Below are 17,855 nucleotides of genomic sequence, written 5' to 3' on the forward strand. Positions count from 1 at the left end.
GTGCCGGGTGAAGCCGCGCCGGAAGGCAGTGGTGGACGGTACACGAGTGAGAATGCAGGCATGAGTAGCGATACACACGTGAGAAACGTGTGCGCCGATTGACTAAGGGTTCCTGGGTCAAGCTGATCTGCCCAGGGTAAGTCGGGACCTAAGGCGAGGCCGACAGGCGTAGTCGATGGACAACCGGTTGATATTCCGGTACCCGCTTTGAAACGCCCAGTATCGAATCCTCTGATGCTAAGGCCGTGAAGCCGTCCCGGAGCCTTCGGGCAAAGGGAAGTGGTGGAGCCGCCGGCCCAAGGTGGTAGTAGGTAAGCGATGGGGTGACGCAGGAAGGTAGTCCAGCCCGGGCGGTGGTTGTCCCGGGGTAAGGGTGTAGGCCGAGGGGTAGGCAAATCCGTCCCTCATCAAGGCTGAGACCTGATGCCGAGCCGATTGTGGTGAAGTGGATGATCCTATGCTGTCGAGAAAAGCCTCTAGCGAGTTTCATGGCGGCCCGTACCCTAAACCGACTCAGGTGGTCAGGTAGAGAATACCGAGGCGTTCGGGTGAACTATGGTTAAGGAACTCGGCAAAATGCCCCCGTAACTTCGGGAGAAGGGGGGCCATCACCGGTGACGAGTCTTGCACTCCGAGCTGGGGGTGGCCGCAGAGACCAGCGAGAAGCGACTGTTTACTAAAAACACAGGTCCGTGCGAAGCCGTAAGGCGATGTATACGGACTGACGCCTGCCCGGTGCTGGAACGTTAAGGGGACCGGTTAGTGACCTTTCGGGGTTGCGAAGCTGAGAACTTAAGCGCCAGTAAACGGCGGTGGTAACTATAACCATCCTAAGGTAGCGAAATTCCTTGTCGGGTAAGTTCCGACCTGCACGAATGGCGTAACGACTTCTCGACTGTCTCAACCATAGGCCCGGTGAAATTGCACTACGAGTAAAGATGCTCGTTTCGCGCAGAAGGACGGAAAGACCCCGGGACCTTTACTACAGTTTGATATTGGTGTTCGGTTCGGCTTGTGTAGGATAGGTGGGAGACTTTGAAGCATGCACGCCAGTGTGTGTGGAGTCAATCTTGAAATACCACTCTGGTCGTGCTGGATGTCTAACCTCGGTCCGTGATCCGGATCAGGGACAGTGTCTGATGGGTAGTTTAACTGGGGCGGTTGCCTCCTAAAGAGTAACGGAGGCGCCCAAAGGTTCCCTCAGCCTGGTTGGCAATCAGGTGTTGAGTGTAAGTGCACAAGGGAGCTTGACTGTGAGACCGACGGGTCGAGCAGGGACGAAAGTCGGGACTAGTGATCCGGCAGTGGCTTGTGGAAGCGCTGTCGCTCAACGGATAAAAGGTACCCCGGGGATAACAGGCTGATCTTCCCCAAGAGTCCATATCGACGGGATGGTTTGGCACCTCGATGTCGGCTCGTCGCATCCTGGGGCTGGAGTCGGTCCCAAGGGTTGGGCTGTTCGCCCATTAAAGCGGTACGCGAGCTGGGTTTAGAACGTCGTGAGACAGTTCGGTCCCTATCCTCTGCGCGCGTAGGAATATTGAGAAGGGCTGTCCCTAGTACGAGAGGACCGGGACGGACGAACCTCTGGTGTGCCAGTTGTCCTGCCAAGGGCATGGCTGGTTGGCTACGTTCGGAAAGGATAACCGCTGAAAGCATCTAAGCGGGAAGCCTGCTTCGAGATGAGTGTTCCCACCCCCTTCGAGGGGTTAAGGCTCCCAGTAGACGACTGGGTTGATAGGCCAGATGTGGAAGCCCGGCAACGGGTGGAGCTGACTGGTACTAATAGGCCGAGGGCTTGTCCTCAGTTGCTCGCGTCCACTGTGTTGTTCCCGGGTTGCGAACAGTTATCGCACCGGTTGAACAGCTCCACTTACTTAATTGAAGAGTGTGCTTGTTCGCTAAACCCGATAGGGTTTCGGTGGTCATAGCGTTAGGGAAACGCCCGGTTACATTCCGAACCCGGAAGCTAAGCCTTTCAGCGCCGATGGTACTGCAGGGGGGACCCTGTGGGAGAGTAGGACACCGCCGAACAATCTTTCAGGACCCTTGGTCCAGCGTTCATGCTGGACCAAGGGTCCTTTTTGTTTTTCCGAAGCGCGTCGGACGACCGACTGCGCGAGAATGACTGCGTTACCCCAAGACAGGAGCCAACCGATGTCCACCAACTCTTCCGACGATCGTCCGGAGCGCGAGCCGCGCCGGCGAGACGGCGATGACAGGGGCGGCTACCGCGGCGGTCGTGACGACCGTGCGCCGCGCCGGGACAACGATCGCGGTGGGTTCCGTCGTGACGACCGTCCCACCGGCGGAGCTGCGCAAGGCGGTCGTGATGACCGAGGCGGGCGCCCGAGCGGTGGTGGCGGTGGCTTCCAGCGTCGTGACGACCGGCCGAGCAGCGGCCCTCGTCGGGACGACAGCCGAGGTGGCCGTCCGGCCGGCGCTGGTGGCGGTTACCAGCGTCGTGATGATGAGCGTGGTGGGTTCCGTGGTGGTCGTGACGACCGCGGGCCGCGTCGTGACGATCGTCCGGCCGGTGGTGGCTTCCAGCGGCGTGACGACCGTCCCAGCGGTGGTGGTTACCAGCGTCGTGATGATCGTCCGGCCGGTGGTGGGTATCAGCGTCGTGATGACCGTCCCAGCAGTGGCGGTGGGTTCCGTGGTGGTCGTGATGACCGTGGGCCGCGTCGGGATGATGACCGCGGTGGTTTCCAGCGTCGTGACGACCGTCCCAGCGGTGGTGGGTATCAGCGTCGTGATGACCGTCCCAGCAGTGGCGGTGGGTTCCGTGGTGGTCATGACGACCGCGGGCCGCGTCGTGACGATCGTCCGGCCGGTGGTGGGTATCAGCGTCGTGACGACCGCCCCAGCGGTGGTGGGTATCAGCGTCGTGATGACCGTCCCAGCAGTGGCGGTGGGTTCCGTGGTGGTCGTGACGACCGTGGGCCGCGTCGGGATGATGACCGCGGTGGTTTCCAGCGTCGTGACGACCGTCCCAGCGGCGGTGGTTTCCAGCGTCGTGATGATCGTCCGGCCGGTGGTGGGTATCAGCGTCGTGACGACCGCCCCAGCGGTGGTGGTTACCAGCGTCGTGACGACCGTCCCAGTGGTGGTTTCCAGCGTCGTGATGACCGTCCCAGCAGTGGCGGTGGGTTCCGTGGTGGTCATGACGACCGCGGGCCGCGTCGTGATGATCGTCCGGCCGGTGGTGGGTATCAGCGTCGTGACGACCGCCCCAGCGGTGGTGGTTACCAGCGTCGTGATGATCGGCCGAGCAGTGGGCCGCGCCGTGATGACGAGCGTGGTGGGTTCCGTGGCGGTCGTGACGACCGCGGGCCCCGCCGTGACGACCGGGCGCCGCGTCGTGACGACCGCGGGCCCCGCCGTGACGACCGGGCGCCGCGTCGGGACGACCGCGGTGACCGTGACGCGTACCGCGGGCAGCGTGACGACCGGGAGCGTGAGCCCATCAGGCGGCTCCCCATTCCTGAGGACGTCACGGGTCACGAGATCGACAAGGACGTTCGCCAGGAGCTCCAGAGCCTGCCGAAGACCCTTGCCGAGGACGTCGCCAAGAACCTCGTCATGGTCGCGAACCTCATCGACGACGATCCCGAGGAGGCGTACGCCTACTCGCGCATCGCGCTGAGGCTCGCCTCGCGGGTGGCCGCAGTGCGTGAGGCCGCGGGCTTCGCGGCGTACGCGACTCAGCGGTACACGGAGGCGCTCGCGGAGTTCCGCGCGGCCCGCCGTATGACCGGGAGCGTGGAGCTGTGGCCCGTCATGGCCGACTGCGAGCGCGGTCTCGGGCGGCCGGAGCGGGCGATGGCGATGGCCGGTGAGCCCGAGGTGCAGAAGCTCGACAAGGCGGGTCAGGTCGAGATGCGTCTGGTCGCGGCCGGAGCGCGCCGGGACATGGGGCAGATCGATGCCGCCATCGTGACTCTTCAGGGGCCCGAGCTGGCGTCGAACTCGGTGCAGCCGTGGACCGCGCGACTGCGGTACGCGTACGCCGATGCGTTGCTGACGGCCGGGCGCGAGGCTGAGGCCCGCGAGTGGTTCGCCAAGGCGATCGAGGCCGACAAGGACGGTTTGACGGACGCTTCCGATCGGCTTGCCCAGCTCGACGGTGTCGACTTCGTCGACGCTCTCGACGAGGAGAGCGGTGGGAGTGGTGAGCCGGTGGCCGAGCCTGCCGCGGAGGATCAGGACGAGGCCGGCGTGGAGCCTGTCGAGGGCGACAAGGACTGAGTCCGTGTGAGTGAGGGCGGCACCCCGACGGGTGCCGCCCTTTCGCGTTCCGGGACCGGTTCGGCTCAGCTCAGGTCGAGGCTGCGCAGGACCAGGCCCGTCGCCGGCTTCGGGCCGAACGACGTGGACTTGCGGGGCATCGTGACGCCCTGGCGGGCCAGGTCCCGGACGACTTCTTCGCGTACCGGATGCATCAGGACGGCCGTGCCGCCGTGGCGCTCCGCCTGGGTGACGGCCGCCTCGGCGCCGTGGATGTACGTGATGTCCTCGGGGGCGTCGGGGATCGACCACACGTGGTCCAGGAGCGTGGCGTGCAGGACGGTCGCGTCCAGGGTCCGCCAGGCTTCGGGCCGGCCGGCCGGGACCGTACGTGACAGCAGGGCCTCGTCGGGGCGGTCGACGAGGTGGAAGGTGCCGTCTCCGGCCAGGAGGAACGCGTTGCCGGCGGTGGCCGCCTCGCCGAGGGCGTCCAGGGCCCGGGGGAGCGGGCCCGGGACTTCGCGGATGCGGAAGGCGTCCGCGGCGGCGGCGAGGGCGTCGGCGACGGGGAGGCGGCGCAGCAGGCGGTGGATGGCCCGGACCTGGAGCGGGTAGCGGACCGTGTCGATGAGGAGGACGAGACCGGAGTCCCAGGGGCCGGGGGCAGGTTGTTCCGCCTTGAGGCGGAGGTACGTGGCCCAGCGGTGGTGGCCGTCCGCGATGAGCGCCTGGCGGTGGGACAGGTCCGCCGTGACTTCGGCCAGCTCGGCCGGATCCGTGATGGACCACAGGCGGTGGCTGAAACCGTCCTCGGTGGTGGTGGCCAGGAGGGGGGAGCGGAGGATGGTGCGTTCGATGACAGCGGTCGCGCCGGTGGCGTCCCCGCGGCTGCGGTAGGTCAGCAGGAGCGGTTCGAGGTTGGCCGCGGTGGCGCGCATCAGGGCCGCGCGGTCGGCGACGACGTGCGGCATGACGTCCTCGTGGGGGAGGACGATGCCCTCGGCGGGCGGGGTGAGGGCGAGGGCGCCGATGAGGCCGCGCTGGAGGAGATCGCCGCTGCGCTGCTCGTACACGTACAGGGCGGGCTCGGGGTCCAGGGCGAGCACGCCCTCCGACAGCCAGTGGTGGAGGGTGTCGGCGGCCTGCTGGTTGCGGGACGCGGAGGTGGCGGCCTGCGGGAGGATCAGGCGGACGATGTTGTACGGGTCGGCCGATTCCAGGTGGTGGAGGCCGTCGGGCCGTACGACGACGTCGTACGGCGGGGACGTCACGGCGGCCAGGCTGCTCACGCGTTCGGGGACGTAGCGCAGTCCACGGAACGGAGCCAGGCGCAGGCCGTGGTCCTCCTCGGGCCGACCAGGTGTGCTCATTGGTGCATCGTAAGTGGGGTCCTGTGATGAGCGATGATCGGGGGACAAGCAGCTATCTAGGAGCGAGGCCCGATGAGCCAGCAGACCAGGACCCGGCCCGACGCGAGCGCGCGTGCGCTGAGGGAGGCGTACGACACGGCTCTGCTGGACCTGGACGGTGTCGTCTACGCGGGCGGTGAGGCCATCGCGCACGCGGTGGACGCGCTCAGGGTGGCCCGGCAGGGCGGGATGCATCTCGCATATGTGACCAACAACGCGCTGCGGACGCCCGATGCGGTCGCCGGGCACCTCACGGAACTCGGGGTGCCTGCGGAGGCCGGGGACGTCATCACGTCGGCGCAGGCCGTGGCCCGGCTGATCGCCGATCAGATTCCGCAGGGGGCGCGGGTCCTGGTGGTGGGCGGGGACGGGCTGCGGATCGCACTGCGCGAGCGCGGGCTGGTGCCGGTGGAGTCGGCCGACGACGGCCCAGTGGCCGTGGCGCAGGGTTACGGCGGGCCCGACATGTCGTGGGGGAGGCTCGCGGAAGCCTCGTACGCCGTCGCGCGCGGGCTGCCGTGGTTCGCGTCCAACACCGATCTGACGATTCCCAGTCCGCGGGGGATCGCGCCGGGCAACGGTGCGGCGGTGGAGGTCGTACGGATCGCCACGGGCGCCGAGCCGCAGGTGGCGGGCAAGCCGCTGCCGCCGATGCACAGGGAAACGATCCTGCGGACCGGCGCCGAGCGGCCGCTGGTGGTCGGGGACCGGCTGGACACGGACATCGAGGGCGCGAACGCGGGCGGCGTGGACTCGCTGCTCGTACTGACCGGGGTGACGGACGCCGCGCAACTGCTGGCGGCCGCGCCGAAGTACCGGCCGACGTATGTGGACGCGGATCTGCGGGGATTGCTCACCGGGCAGCCGGAAGTGTCCGGGGCGGACGGCGGGTTCACGTGCGGCGGGTGGACCGCTTCCGTGCGGGGCGAGGCGCTGGTGATCGACGGCGAGGGCGCGGCGCTGGACGGGCTGCGGGCGCTGTGCGCGGCGGCCTGGACGTACGCCGGGGACGGGGAGTGCGGGCTGGACGCGGGCAAGGCGCTGGCCCGGGTGGGTCTTTGACGCACGCGCTGTGACGCACGCGCTGTGCCTGCCCCGGCCGCGGTCGCGGCTCTGGGGGCGGGTGCGGGTGCGGGTGCCCGGGGGCCGGGAGGGGCAGGACTGTTTGTCGCGATGCCAGGGTAGGCTAACCTAACTCCGTGTTGGTCGACAGTCCTCCCAGACAGAGCGCGATACAGGCCCCGCCGGCCCCCGCGCCCCGGAAACGCAACGCCGTACGAGCTGTGGGATTGTTCCTCTCCCTCGGCGTGCTGCTGCTGGTCGTCGTCGCGAGTATCGCGATCGGCGCCAAACCGCTTGCCCCGGGCGACGTGTGGCACGGCCTGTTCCACGCCTCGGGCACCGGCAACGACGTGATCGTCCAGGACGTGCGGGTGCCCCGCACCCTGCTGGGCGTGCTCGTCGGCGCGGCGCTCGGGCTCTCCGGAGCGGTCATGCAGGGGCTCACCCGCAACCCGCTCGCGGAGCCGGGGATCCTGGGCGTGAACGCGGGGGCCGCGGCCGCCGTCGTCTCCGCGATCAGCTTCCTCGGGGTCACCTCGCTGACCGGGTACGTGTGGTTCTCCTTCGTCGGCGCGGGAGTCGTCTCCGTGCTGGTGTACTTCCTCGGCGGCAGCCGCGGTGCGACGCCGATACGGCTCGCGCTCGCCGGCACCGCCGCGACCGCCGCGCTCTACGGCTACGTCAACGCCGTACAGCTGATGGACTCGGCGGCGCTGGAGCAGATCCGTTTCTGGACCGTCGGCTCGCTGGCCTCCGCCGACATGGAGATCATCGGCAAGGTGTGGCCGTTCATCGCCGTCGGTGTCGTGCTCGCGCTGTTCATCGCGCGGCCGCTCAACGCGATGGAGATGGGTGAGGACACGGCGAGGGCCCTGGGCGCGCATCTGACCCGTACCCGCGTACTCGCGATGGTCGCCGTGACGCTGCTGTGCGGCGCCGCGACCGCCGCCTGCGGGCCGATCGTCTTCATCGGGCTGATGGTGCCGCACCTCGTCCGGACCCTCACGGGGCCCGACATGCGCTGGATCCTGCCGTACGCCACGGTGCTCTCGCCGGTGCTGCTGCTGGGCTCGGACGTCATCGGGCGGGTCGTCGCCCGGCCCTCCGAACTCCAGGTCGGCATCGTGACCGCGCTGGTCGGCGGGCCCGTGTTCATCTATCTCGTACGCCGCCGGAAGATGGCCCAACTGTGACTGTTACCTCTCCCGCCCCCCGTTCCGCCCGGGGGGTCCGCGCGATACGCACCCGCGGCGGACTCTCCTTCAGGATCGAGCCCAGGGCGCTCCTCGTCGTGCTGCTGCTCAGCGCCGCGGCACTGGCCATGGGGGTCGTGCTCATCGGCAGCGGTGACTTCCCGATGTCGCCGGGCGACGTCGTCCGTACGCTCCTCGGAAACGGCACCTCGTCGCAGGAATTCATCGTCACCGAGCTGCGTCTGCCGAGGGTCGTCGTCGCGCTGCTCGTCGGTGCGGCGCTCGGGATGTCCGGGGCGGTCTTCCAGTCCATCTCCCGCAATCCGCTCGGCAGTCCCGACATGATCGGCTTCGGACAGGGTGCGACGGCCGGCGCGCTGGTCGTGATCGTGCTGTTCAAGGGCAACGCCTTCGCGGTGACGGGCGGCGCGCTCGTCGGCTGTCTGCTGACGGGAGCCGCCGTCTATTTCCTCGCGTGGAAGCGGGGCGTGCACGGCTTCCGCCTGGTGCTCGTCGGAATCGGCGCCGCCGCCATGCTCACGGCGCTCAACCACTACCTCATCACCAAGGCCAGCATCGTCGACGCGACCCGGGCCACGGTGTGGATGACGGGCTCGCTCGACGGGCGGGGCTGGGAGCAGGCGTGGCCGCTGCTCGGCGTGTGCGCCGTGCTCGTTCCGCTGGTGCTGGGGCACGGGCGGTCGCTGCGGATGATGGAGATGGGCGACGACGCGGCGTACGCCCTCGGAGTCGGCGTCGAACGCGGCCGGCTGGTGCTGATGCTGTCCGCCGTGCTGCTCATCGCGGTGGCCACGGCCGCCGCCGGCCCCATCGCCTTCGTGGCGCTGAGCGCGCCGCAGCTCGCCCGCAGGCTGACGCGCTCGCCGGGGGCCAACCTCGGGGCCTCGGCCTCCATGGGAGCCGTCCTGCTGGTGGTCGCCGACTGGGTCGCGCAGCAGGCCTTCGGCGGCAAGCAGCTGCCGGTGGGTGTGGTGACCGGGGTGCTCGGCGGCTGCTATCTGCTGTGGCTGCTGGTCACCGAACGCAAGGCGGGACGCATATGAGCCGTCGCCGTACGGAACCGGACGCGGATGCGGGTCCGGACCCGCATCCGACGATCCCGCACGTGAACGAGAAGAACCCCAGGAGCATGCCAGTGCAGCGTCAGCGCCTCAGTGCGGAATCGGTGACCCTCGCCTACGACCAGCGGGTCATCGCCGAAGACCTGTCCGTCGAGATACCCGACAACTCCTTCACCGTCATCGTCGGGCCGAACGCCTGCGGCAAGTCGACGCTGCTGCGCGCCCTCTCACGGATGCTCAAGCCCACGCAGGGGCGGGTGCTGCTGGACGGGAACGCCATCGGCTCCATGCCCGCGAAGAAGGTGGCCAGGACCCTCGGGCTGCTGCCGCAGTCGTCCATCGCGCCGGACGGGATCACGGTCGCGGACCTGGTGGCGCGCGGCCGCTACCCGCACCAGGGGCTGCTGCGGCAGTGGTCGCCCGAGGACGAGCGGATCGTGGAGGAATCGATGGCCTCGACGGGCGTCGGCGAACTGGCCGACCGTTACGTCGACGAGCTGTCCGGCGGACAGCGCCAGCGCGTCTGGATCGCGATGGCCCTCGCCCAGCAGACGCCGCTGCTGCTGCTCGACGAACCGACGACATTCCTCGACATCCAGCACCAGATCGACGTGCTCGATCTGTGCGCGGAACTGCACGAGACGCGGGGGCGCACCCTCGTCGCCGTACTGCACGACCTGAACCATGCCGCGCGCTACGCCACGCACCTGATCGCCATGCGGGGCGGCGAGGTCATCGCGCAGGGGCCGCCGGCCGAAGTGGTCACGGCGGAGCTCGTGGAGCGGGTCTTCGGGCTGCGCTGCCAGGTCATCGACGATCCGGAGACCGGGACGCCGCTGGTGGTGCCCGCGGCGCGGAAGGCGCGCGACGGCCGGACGGTGGCCGCGGCGGCCACAGCAGCTTCCTGAGGCGGCTACAGCAGCTTCCTGAGCCGGATCAGGTCACGGAAACCGGCCTCCAGCCTCACCCGGCCCGAGGCCCAGGCCTTCGCGAAGTTCAGCTCGCCGCCGACCAGGGCGACCAGGTCGTCACCGGTCATGGCCAGGCGGATCTCGGCGCGCTCGCGCGGGGGTCCGTCGTGCATGTCCCGTACGTCGATGCGGCCGTCCGCGAGACGGCCGGTGAACGTGGTGTCCAGATCCGTGATGTGACAGCTCAGGGAACGGTCGAGCGAGGCGGCGCTGCGTACGCCGTCGTCGCCGGCCCGAGCCAGATTGTCCGAGAGTTCACCGAGTGCACTGCGGCACTCTTCCATCGTTGCCATCGGGACCGACGGTACCCCAGCCCTTCGGGGTAGCGTCGGGGCATGAACGACGAGGACGAGACGGCGGCAGCCGCCGCCGCGGTGTACGACCCGGCCGCACCGGCGCCGCTCGGGGCCGGGCGCACCCCCACCGGGCACGCCGCTGTCGACGCGCTGCTCGAGCGGCTGGGCGCTGCGGACGACCTCCCGGCGGACGGGCACATCGCGGTGTACGAGGATGTACACCAGGGGCTGCGTGAGGCGCTGACCGCGCTGGACGCACGACCGGGTCCTCCGGCGCCCCTTCCCTCGTACGACCACAGGAGCTGAACCGAACGTGGCAGGAGTCGCGCGCCGACGCCTCGACGCCGAGCTGGTCCGCCGGAACCTCGCACGCTCACGGGAGCACGCGAGCCAGCTGATCGCCGCAGGGCGGGTGAAGGTGGGCGGCGCCGTCGCGACCAAGGCCGCCACGCAGGTCGAGACCAGCGCTCCCGTGGTGGTGCTCAAGGACGACAACGACCCCGACTACGTCTCGCGGGGCGGGCACAAGCTGGCCGGCGCGCTGGCGGCGTTCGTACCGCTGGGGCTGGAGGTCGAGGGGCGGCGGGCGCTGGACGCCGGGGCTTCGACCGGCGGGTTCACCGATGTCCTGCTGCGGGCCGGGGCCCGGGAGGTCGTCGCCGTCGACGTCGGGTACGGCCAGCTCGCGTGGTCGCTCCAGTCCGATGAACGCGTGGTCGTCAAGGACCGTACCAATGTGCGGGAAATGACGCTGGAGACGATCGACGGGGAGGCGGCCGACCTGGTCGTCGGTGATCTGTCCTTCATCCCGCTGGGGCTGGTGCTGCCGGCGTTGGTGCGGTGCGCCGCGCCGGACGCCGATCTCGTGATGATGGTGAAGCCGCAGTTCGAGGTGGGCAAGGACCGGCTGGGCAGCGGCGGTGTCGTACGCAGCGCCGAGCTCCGGGCCGAAACGGTACGGGCGGTGGCCCGGCAGGCGTGGGAGCTCGGGCTGGGCGTACGGGGCGTCACCGCCAGTCCGCTGCCCGGGCCTTCGGGGAACGTCGAGTACTTTCTGTGGCTCCGGGCCGGAGCTCCCGAGCTCGACCCGGCGGATGTTGACCGTGCAGTGGCGGAGGGGCCGAGTTGACAGTGACGACGACAGACAGACCTGCTGGAACACGCACCGTATTCCTGCTCGCGCACACCGGGCGCCCGGCGGCGATCCGCAGTGCGGAACTGGTCGTACAGGGGCTGCTGCGCAGTGGAATCGGCGTACGCGTGCTGGTGGCGGAGGCGGCCGACCTGCCGCTGCCGCCGTCCGTCGAGCTGGTGGCGGAAGCCTCGCCCGCCGTACTCGACGGGTGTGAACTGCTGATCGTCCTCGGCGGGGACGGAACGCTCCTGCGCGGCGCCGAGTTCGCGCGCGCCTCCGGGGTGCCGATGCTCGGCGTCAACCTCGGCCGCGTCGGCTTCCTCGCGGAGGCCGAGCGGGACGACCTCGACAAGGTGGTCGACCGGGTCGTCACGCGTGCCTACGAGGTCGAGGAACGTATGACCCTCGACGTCACCGTGCGCAACAACGGCGATGTCGTGCACGAGGACTGGGCACTCAACGAGGCCGCCGTGCAGAAGGTTTCGCCCGAGCGGATGCTCGAAGTCGTCCTGGAGATCGACGGCCGGCCGGTGACCGGTTTCGGCTGCGACGGCATCGTCTGCGCCACCCCGACCGGCTCCACGGCGTACGCCTTCTCGGCGGGCGGGCCGGTGGTCTGGCCCGAGGTGGAGGCGCTGCTGATGGTGCCGATCAGCGCGCACGCGCTGTTCGCCAAGCCCCTGGTGACGTCGCCGGCCTCGGTGCTCGCGGTGGAGGTGCAGCAGCACACGCCGCACGGCGTGCTGTGGTGCGACGGACGCAGGACCGTCGAACTGCCCGCCGGTGCGCGGGTGGAGGTGCGGCGGGGCGCCGTTCCCGTGCGGCTGGCGCGGCTGCACCATGCGTCGTTCACCGATCGGCTCGTCGCCAAGTTCGCCCTTCCCGTGTCGGGGTGGCGCGGGGCGCCGCACTGATCACCGGCCGTTCCGGCGCGCCCGCGCCGTCGCGCCGGCCGTGGTGATCACGCGGCGAAGCCCTCGTGGAGGAGGGTCAGGACGAGGAAAGCGCCCTCGGCGGCCGGCCGATGCTCGCCGGGGGCCTCGCCCGGGCGGAGCGGGGGAGAAGCACGGGGACGCCGGCAGAGCGGCCTCCGCCGGCGTCACCACCGCCTCCGCGAGGCAGACCGGCGCCGGCCCAGACGGTGCGGAAGGCCGTGTCCCGGAGGATCGGACCGGCACCCCGCCGAAGGGGGAGCCGACGCGGTGCCCGGGTGGGTACGACCATGAAAATCGACATGTAGATCAAACCGATCGGGAGGGCCGCGGCCGTGCCGCTCACGCTCGCGGACACGCCGTCTGCGGCGGCGAAGGCGGGGCGGCGAAGGCGGGGCGCCGGCCGCGCAGGGCCGGCCCTGCCCTCCCGGTCCCATGGATTCAGGGTGTGGGCGGGAGAGCATGTCGCGCCCGGGGGTGATCACCCGGACCCGGACGGGGTTTTCGGCAGGACAGTGAGGCCGGAGCGCACGGGAGCGAGGGGCAGCGCGGGGGAGTGTCGGAGCGGGGTCCGTCGCACAGTGGGGTCAGGACCTCGTAAGGTCGTGTCCGTGTTGGAGGAGATGCGGATACGGTCGCTGGGCGTCATTGACGATGCCGTCGTCGAGCTGTCACCGGGGTTCACCGCGGTGACCGGCGAGACCGGCGCGGGCAAGACCATGGTCGTCACCAGCCTCGGGCTGCTGCTCGGCGGGCGCGCCGACCCCGCCCTCGTGCGGATCGGGGCCAAGGCGGCGGTCGTCGAGGGGCGGATCACCGTGCCCGCCGACGCGCCCGCCGCCGTACGGGCCCGGGAGGCGGGTGCCGAACTCGACGACGGGGCGCTGCTGGTCAGCAGAACGATCTCGGCCGAGGGACGCTCGCGCGCCCACGTGGGCGGGCGGTCGGTTCCGGTGGGGCTCCTCGCGGAGCTGGCCGACGACCTCGTCGCCGTACACGGGCAGACCGATCAGCAGGGCCTGATGAGGCCGGCCCGGCAGCGGCAGGCGCTGGACCGGTACGCGGGCGACGCCGTCGCCGTCCCCCATACGAAGTACGCGGCCGCGTACCGGCGGCTGCGTACCGTCGTGGCGGAGCTGGACGAGCTGACCACCCGGGCGCGTGAGCGTGCGCAGGAGGCCGATCTGCTGCGCTTCGGGCTCGACGAGATCGCGGCGGTGGAGCCCCGGGCGGACGAGGACGTGGAACTCGCCGCGGAGGCCGAGCGGCTCGGGCACGCCGAAGCCCTGGCCTCGGCGGCTGCCGTCGCGCACGCCGCGCTCGTCGGGAACCCCGAGGACCCGGAGAGCGTCGACGCGACCACCCTGGTCGCCGGGGCGCACCGGGCGCTGGACGCCGTACGCGCCCACGACCCGGCGCTCGCCGCGCTGGCCGAGCGCATCGGTGAGATCGGCATCCTGCTGGGGGACGTGGCGGGGGAACTGGCCGGGTACGCCGACGACCTCGACGCCGATCCGCTGCGGCTCTCCGCGGTGGAGGAGCGGCGGGCCGCGCTCACCCAGCTCACGCGCAAGTACGGCGAGGACATCAGGGCGGTGCTCGCGTGGGCCCAGGACGGCTCCGCACGCCTGACCGAGCTGGAGGGCGACGACGACCGGATCGGCGAGCTGACGGCCGAGCGGGACGCGCTGCGGGAAGAACTGGCCGGGCTGGCGCAGGCATTGACCGACGCGCGCACGGAGGCGGCGAAGAGATTCGCCGACGCCGTCACCGAGGAACTGGCGTCGCTCGCCATGCCGCACGCGCGGGTCACCATCGACGTACGGCAGGCCGAGGACCCGGAGGGCATCGAGGTCGGCGGGCGGCTGGTGGCGTACGGGCCGTCCGGGGCCGACGAGGTCGAGCTGCTGCTCGCGCCGCACCCCGGTGCCCAGCCCCGGCCGATCGCCAAGGGCGCTTCGGGCGGTGAGCTCTCCCGGGTGATGCTGGCGGTGGAGGTGGTCTTCGCCGGGTCCGATCCGGTGCCGACCTACCTGTTCGACGAGGTCGACGCGGGTGTGGGCGGCAAGGCGGCGGTCGAGGTCGGACGGCGGCTGGCGAAGCTCGCCAAGTCGGCGCAGGTCGTCGTGGTGACGCACCTGCCGCAGGTCGCGGCGTTCGCCGATCGGCAGTTGCTGGTGGAGAAGACCAGTGACGGGTCGGTCACCCGCAGCGGGGTCACGGTGCTGGAGGGCGAGGACCGGGTGCGGGAGCTGTCGCGGATGCTGGCCGGGCAGGAGGACTCGCAGACGGCCCGGGCGCACGCGGAGGAACTGCTGGCGGCGGCGCGGAGCGACGGGTAGGGCGGTGGCGGTGGTGGCCGCCCGCGCCGCTCACTTGGCCGGCCCCGCCGCTGTACGGCCGCCGGCCCGGGGGCGCCGGGTCCGCTGACACCGGGCGCCGGCGGCGTGCGTGCTGCGGTGTTCCACGGAGACCGTTGATCACCTATGTGGGTGACACCGGTGAAGTGCGACCAGGGGTTCGACCCTTCCGCGGCGCCGGAACGCACGTACGGACTGGCATTCTTGGCGCAGCACGCCCGCTGTTCGCGGCACGCCCCGTGCGCAGCACGCCCGCCGTTCGACGCCGACTCAGGAGCTCCGACCGACGTGAGCAGCACCCCGGTCCCGCCGTACGGCCAGTCGCCGCTGAGCGTGGTCCAAGTCCTCGGTGGCGACAGCGCGGGCAGCAGCGCGCACGTCAGGTCGCTGGCCGCGGGGCTCGTCGCGCACGGTCTGCGAGTGGCGGTCTGCGCCCCCGCGGGGGTCGAGGTCCCGTACGACTTCAATGGTTCGGGGGCGAGTTTCGTCCCCGTGCCGCGGCGCAGTGATCCCGTGGCCGTGGCGGCGCTGCGGGCGGCCTGCGCCGGGGCGGACCTCGTGCACGCCCATGGGCTGCACGCCGCCGTGCGCAGCGCGCTGGCGCTGAAGGGGCGGCGGATCCCCCTCGTGGTCACCTGGCACACCCGGGCGGACGCCGACGGACCGCGCGGTCCCGTGGTGCGGCTGCTGGAGCGCAGGGCCGCCAGGGCGGCCGCGGTCGTGCTGGGCACGTCGTCCGACCTGGTCGCCCGGGCCCGCAGCCGGGGTGCCCGTGACGCGCGGCTCGCGCCGGTCACCGTGCCCGCGCCGCGTCCGCCCGTGAACGCGTCCGAGAACAAGGCGCGCGCGGAACTCGGCGCCGTGGAACGGCCGTTGGTCATGGCCGTCGGAAGCCTCGTGCGCGGCCGGGGGTACGAGGCACTCCTCGACGCCGCCCGGACCTGGCGCGATCTCGACCCCGCGCCCCTCCTGGTCGTCGCGGGCGAGGGGCGCGAGCGCGGCGCCCTCCAGCGGCGTATCGAGGACGAATCGCTGCCTGTCAGGCTCATCGGCCGCCGTGACGACATCGGCGAACTCCTCGCCGCCGCCGATGTCGCGGTGCTCGCCAGCCGGTGGGAGGCACGTTCCGTGCTCGCCCAGGAAGCGCTGCGCTGCGGCGTGCCGCTCGTCGCCACAGCGGTCGGTGGGGTGCCGGAGCTGGTCGGCGACGCCGCCGAACTCGTCCCGTACGGGGACAGCGAGGCGCTCGCGGGAGCGGTCGTCCGGCTGCTGGCCGACCCCGCGCGACGGCTGTGGCTGGCCGAGGCGGGCAGGGCGCAGGCCGCGACCTGGCCGACCGAGGACGAGACCGTGGTGCAAGTGCTCAGCGTGTACGACGAGTTGACCGGCCAGGGTTAGCCGGACGGGGTGGCGCCCTGGGCCGTGTGGCGACGGGCGCGCAGGGCGAGACTCAGGGCCAGGACCGTCTGGGGATCGTCCAGGTCCGTGCCGAGGAGTTCGGAGATGCGGGCCAGGCGGTTGTAGAGGGTCTGGCGGTTCAGATGCAGCTCGCGGGCCGTCTCCGCCTTGCGGCCCGCGTGCGCGAGATACGTCTGCAGCGTGGGCAGCAGGGGCGGGCGGGACGTCCGGTCGTGGTCGCGGAGCGGGCCGATCGCCCGGTCCACGAAGGCCGCCAGGTCCGGATGGTCGCGCAGGCGCCACAGCAGCAGGTCGATGTCGAGACGCCGGGCGTCGTACCAGGGACGGTCGGAGAGCCCCTGGGCCGCCGTGGCCGTCTCCGCCGCGTGCCGCAGGCCCGCGGACGCCGCCGCCCAGCTGCCCGCGACGCCGACGACCACGACCGGGGAGTGGCCGCCCGCGCGCTCCAGGCCGGCCCGCTGCACCCCGGCGCGCAGCGCGGCGGCCACCCGGTCGGCGACCGCCGTACGTTCCGATTCGGAGCGCAGGCCGAGCAGCAGCGGTACGCGGCCTTCCACGGGGCGTACACCGAGGAGGACCGGCACGCCGACAGCCGAGAGCTCTTCCAGGACGGCCCGCGCCAGCACCGCCCAGTTGCCGGCCGGCGCCAGCTCGGCCGCGAGCCGCATCACCACCGGCAGCAGCGGCCCCTCGCCCGGTTTGAAGCCGAGCACCCCGGCCTGCGCGGGCGCGTCCTCGGCCGCGATGCGGCCCTCCGCCAGGTCTGTCAGGAAGTCACCTCGCCCGCGCGCGGCGAGCTCCTCCTCCTGGCGCGCCTGCATCAGGACGACCGCGAGGATCCCGGCCGCCCGCTCGGCCGCGATCCGGTGGACGGGCAGAAGGGGCGACACGACCGCGAGCAGGGCGATCCTGGCCCGCACCGCCCCCGCGCCGTGTCCGCCACCCGGTACGTCCACCAGCACGCCGTTCGCGGGCGGGCCCGCCTCGCGCGTCTCCCGCTGACCGCGCAGGCCCTCCCACACCTGGAGGAGGTCCGCGCACGCCTCGCCCGATCCGGGCGCCGCCGCGTACAGCAACTGCCCGTCCACCGTCTCCAGGAAGACCGGGTTGGCGGTGAAGTCCGCGAGGATGCCGAGGACCTGGGGGATGCCGCCCCCGCCGAGCAGCGCCTCCGTACAGCGCCGGTGGACCTCCTCGGCGCGCCGCAGAAGGGTGTAGTGGCCGTTGACGATCTCGGTGTGGACCTCTTCGGTCACGGACACGAACGGCACCTCGCGGTGCAGCTGCACGAGCGGCAGCCCGGCCGTCCGCGCGGTCTCCACGATCGTCGAAGGCAGCCGGCTGAAGCGCGGGCCCAGCTCCACCACCAGCGCCGCGATGCCGCGGTCCGCGAGGCGGCGTACGAAGGCGCGCTGCTCGGCGGGGCGCGTACCGAGGCCGAGGCCGGTCGTCAGGAGCAGCTCGCCGCCCTTGAGCAGCGAGGCGATGTTCGGCACCTCGCCCGCGTGCACCCAGCGCACCGTGCGGTTCAGCCGGTCGGCGCCGGCGACGACCTCGGGAAGTCCGCCGCGGAGCCCCGGCAGCTCCAGCGCCCGCTGCACGGTGATGCCGCCTTGCGTTTCCACTGAGATGTACCTCGTGACGTCGTTCCTGCCGTGCCCCGGGAGGGCACCGCATCCGGTGGACGCTACCCGCGTGTCCGTTCCGGGAACATCCCCCTGCGGTCACGAGACACACCGCGTGGTCCCGCGGGCCGACAAGTCGTC

Annotated in this window: 13 protein-coding genes, 2 rRNA genes and 1 pseudogene (1 of these 16 only partly in view); 13 read left to right on the forward strand and 3 right to left on the reverse strand. The window is 71.1% G+C overall.

Annotated features, from left to right (window positions below; all coding sequences use genetic code 11):
• The 4 genes and pseudogenes from BN1555_RS25190 to BN1555_RS41345 form a co-directional block, all read left to right on the forward strand.
• A 23S ribosomal RNA gene (locus BN1555_RS25190) occupies positions 1–1,806 on the forward strand (it extends 1,319 nt beyond the left edge of the window).
• Positions 1,807–1,917: 111 nt separating this feature from the next.
• Positions 1,918–2,034: ribosomal RNA gene (gene rrf / locus BN1555_RS25195) — 5S ribosomal RNA — on the forward strand.
• A 90-nt stretch (positions 2,035–2,124) separates the two neighbouring features.
• A pseudogene (locus BN1555_RS41340) lies at positions 2,125–3,309 on the forward strand (hypothetical protein); the annotation flags it as partial.
• Positions 3,310–3,468: 159 nt separating this feature from the next.
• Entirely contained in the window at positions 3,469–4,251 is a 783-nt protein-coding gene (locus BN1555_RS41345) for a tetratricopeptide repeat protein (RefSeq protein WP_218058250.1), read from the forward strand.
• Positions 4,252–4,316: 65 nt separating this feature from the next.
• Here the strand turns inward: BN1555_RS41345 and BN1555_RS25205 are convergent, their stop codons facing one another.
• The gene (locus BN1555_RS25205; RefSeq protein ID WP_093801511.1) at positions 4,317–5,600 is read right to left on the reverse strand and encodes a DUF1015 family protein; all 1,284 of its coding nucleotides are present in this window, start codon (positions 5,598–5,600) and stop codon (positions 4,317–4,319) included.
• Between the two features lie 72 nt (positions 5,601–5,672).
• On the opposite strand from BN1555_RS25205, the gene BN1555_RS25210 reads away from it, so the two are divergent.
• From BN1555_RS25210 to BN1555_RS25225, 4 genes are all read left to right on the forward strand, one after another.
• Positions 5,673–6,701 carry an HAD hydrolase-like protein gene (locus BN1555_RS25210; RefSeq protein ID WP_093801512.1) on the forward strand — a complete coding sequence of 343 codons (1,029 nt, stop codon included), beginning with the start codon at positions 5,673–5,675 and terminating at the stop codon, positions 6,699–6,701.
• Positions 6,702–6,922: 221 nt separating this feature from the next.
• On the forward strand, positions 6,923–7,894 hold the full coding sequence (locus BN1555_RS25215; protein ID WP_255306153.1) for a FecCD family ABC transporter permease: 972 nt from the start codon (positions 6,923–6,925) through the stop codon (positions 7,892–7,894).
• A complete protein-coding gene (locus BN1555_RS25220) occupies positions 7,891–8,958 on the forward strand; it encodes a FecCD family ABC transporter permease (RefSeq protein WP_093801514.1) in 1,068 nt (355 codons plus the stop codon). Before BN1555_RS25215 ends, BN1555_RS25220 begins: the two co-directional genes overlap by 4 nt.
• A gap of 86 nt (positions 8,959–9,044) precedes the next feature.
• Entirely contained in the window at positions 9,045–9,884 is an 840-nt protein-coding gene (locus BN1555_RS25225) for an ABC transporter ATP-binding protein (protein WP_093803633.1), read from the forward strand.
• A gap of 5 nt (positions 9,885–9,889) precedes the next feature.
• On the opposite strand, the gene BN1555_RS25230 is transcribed toward BN1555_RS25225, so the two are convergent.
• Entirely contained in the window at positions 9,890–10,240 is a 351-nt protein-coding gene (locus BN1555_RS25230; RefSeq protein WP_093801515.1) for an SCP2 sterol-binding domain-containing protein, read from the reverse strand.
• A 42-nt stretch (positions 10,241–10,282) separates the two neighbouring features.
• On the opposite strand from BN1555_RS25230, the gene BN1555_RS25235 reads away from it, so the two are divergent.
• The 5 genes from BN1555_RS25235 (at position 10,283) to BN1555_RS25255 (ending at position 16,068) form a co-directional block, all read left to right on the forward strand.
• A complete protein-coding gene (locus BN1555_RS25235; protein WP_093801516.1) occupies positions 10,283–10,549 on the forward strand; it encodes a hypothetical protein in 267 nt (88 codons plus the stop codon).
• A gap of 7 nt (positions 10,550–10,556) precedes the next feature.
• Positions 10,557–11,372: a TlyA family RNA methyltransferase gene (locus tag BN1555_RS25240; protein ID WP_093801517.1), complete on the forward strand. Its 816-nt coding sequence runs from the start codon at positions 10,557–10,559 to the stop codon at positions 11,370–11,372.
• A gap of 2 nt (positions 11,373–11,374) precedes the next feature.
• Complete coding sequence (locus BN1555_RS25245; protein WP_093801518.1) at positions 11,375–12,292, forward strand: NAD kinase; 918 nt, start codon at positions 11,375–11,377, stop codon at positions 12,290–12,292.
• A gap of 641 nt (positions 12,293–12,933) precedes the next feature.
• Complete coding sequence (gene recN, locus BN1555_RS25250) at positions 12,934–14,652, forward strand: DNA repair protein RecN (RefSeq protein ID WP_093803634.1); 1,719 nt, start codon at positions 12,934–12,936, stop codon at positions 14,650–14,652.
• A 306-nt stretch (positions 14,653–14,958) separates the two neighbouring features.
• Complete coding sequence (locus tag BN1555_RS25255; protein WP_255306154.1) at positions 14,959–16,068, forward strand: glycosyltransferase family 4 protein; 1,110 nt, start codon at positions 14,959–14,961, stop codon at positions 16,066–16,068.
• Here the strand turns inward: BN1555_RS25255 and BN1555_RS25260 are convergent.
• Positions 16,065–17,714, reverse strand: coding sequence for a PucR family transcriptional regulator (locus BN1555_RS25260; protein WP_093801520.1), 1,650 nt, complete (start codon positions 17,712–17,714; stop codon positions 16,065–16,067). The genes BN1555_RS25255 and BN1555_RS25260 overlap by 4 nt on opposite strands.
• Positions 17,715–17,855: the final 141 nt, after the last annotated feature.

This window comes from Streptomyces sp. Wb2n-11, from assembly GCF_001049855.1.
GTDB classification, from domain to species: domain Bacteria; phylum Actinomycetota; class Actinomycetes; order Streptomycetales; family Streptomycetaceae; genus Streptomyces; species Streptomyces altiplanensis.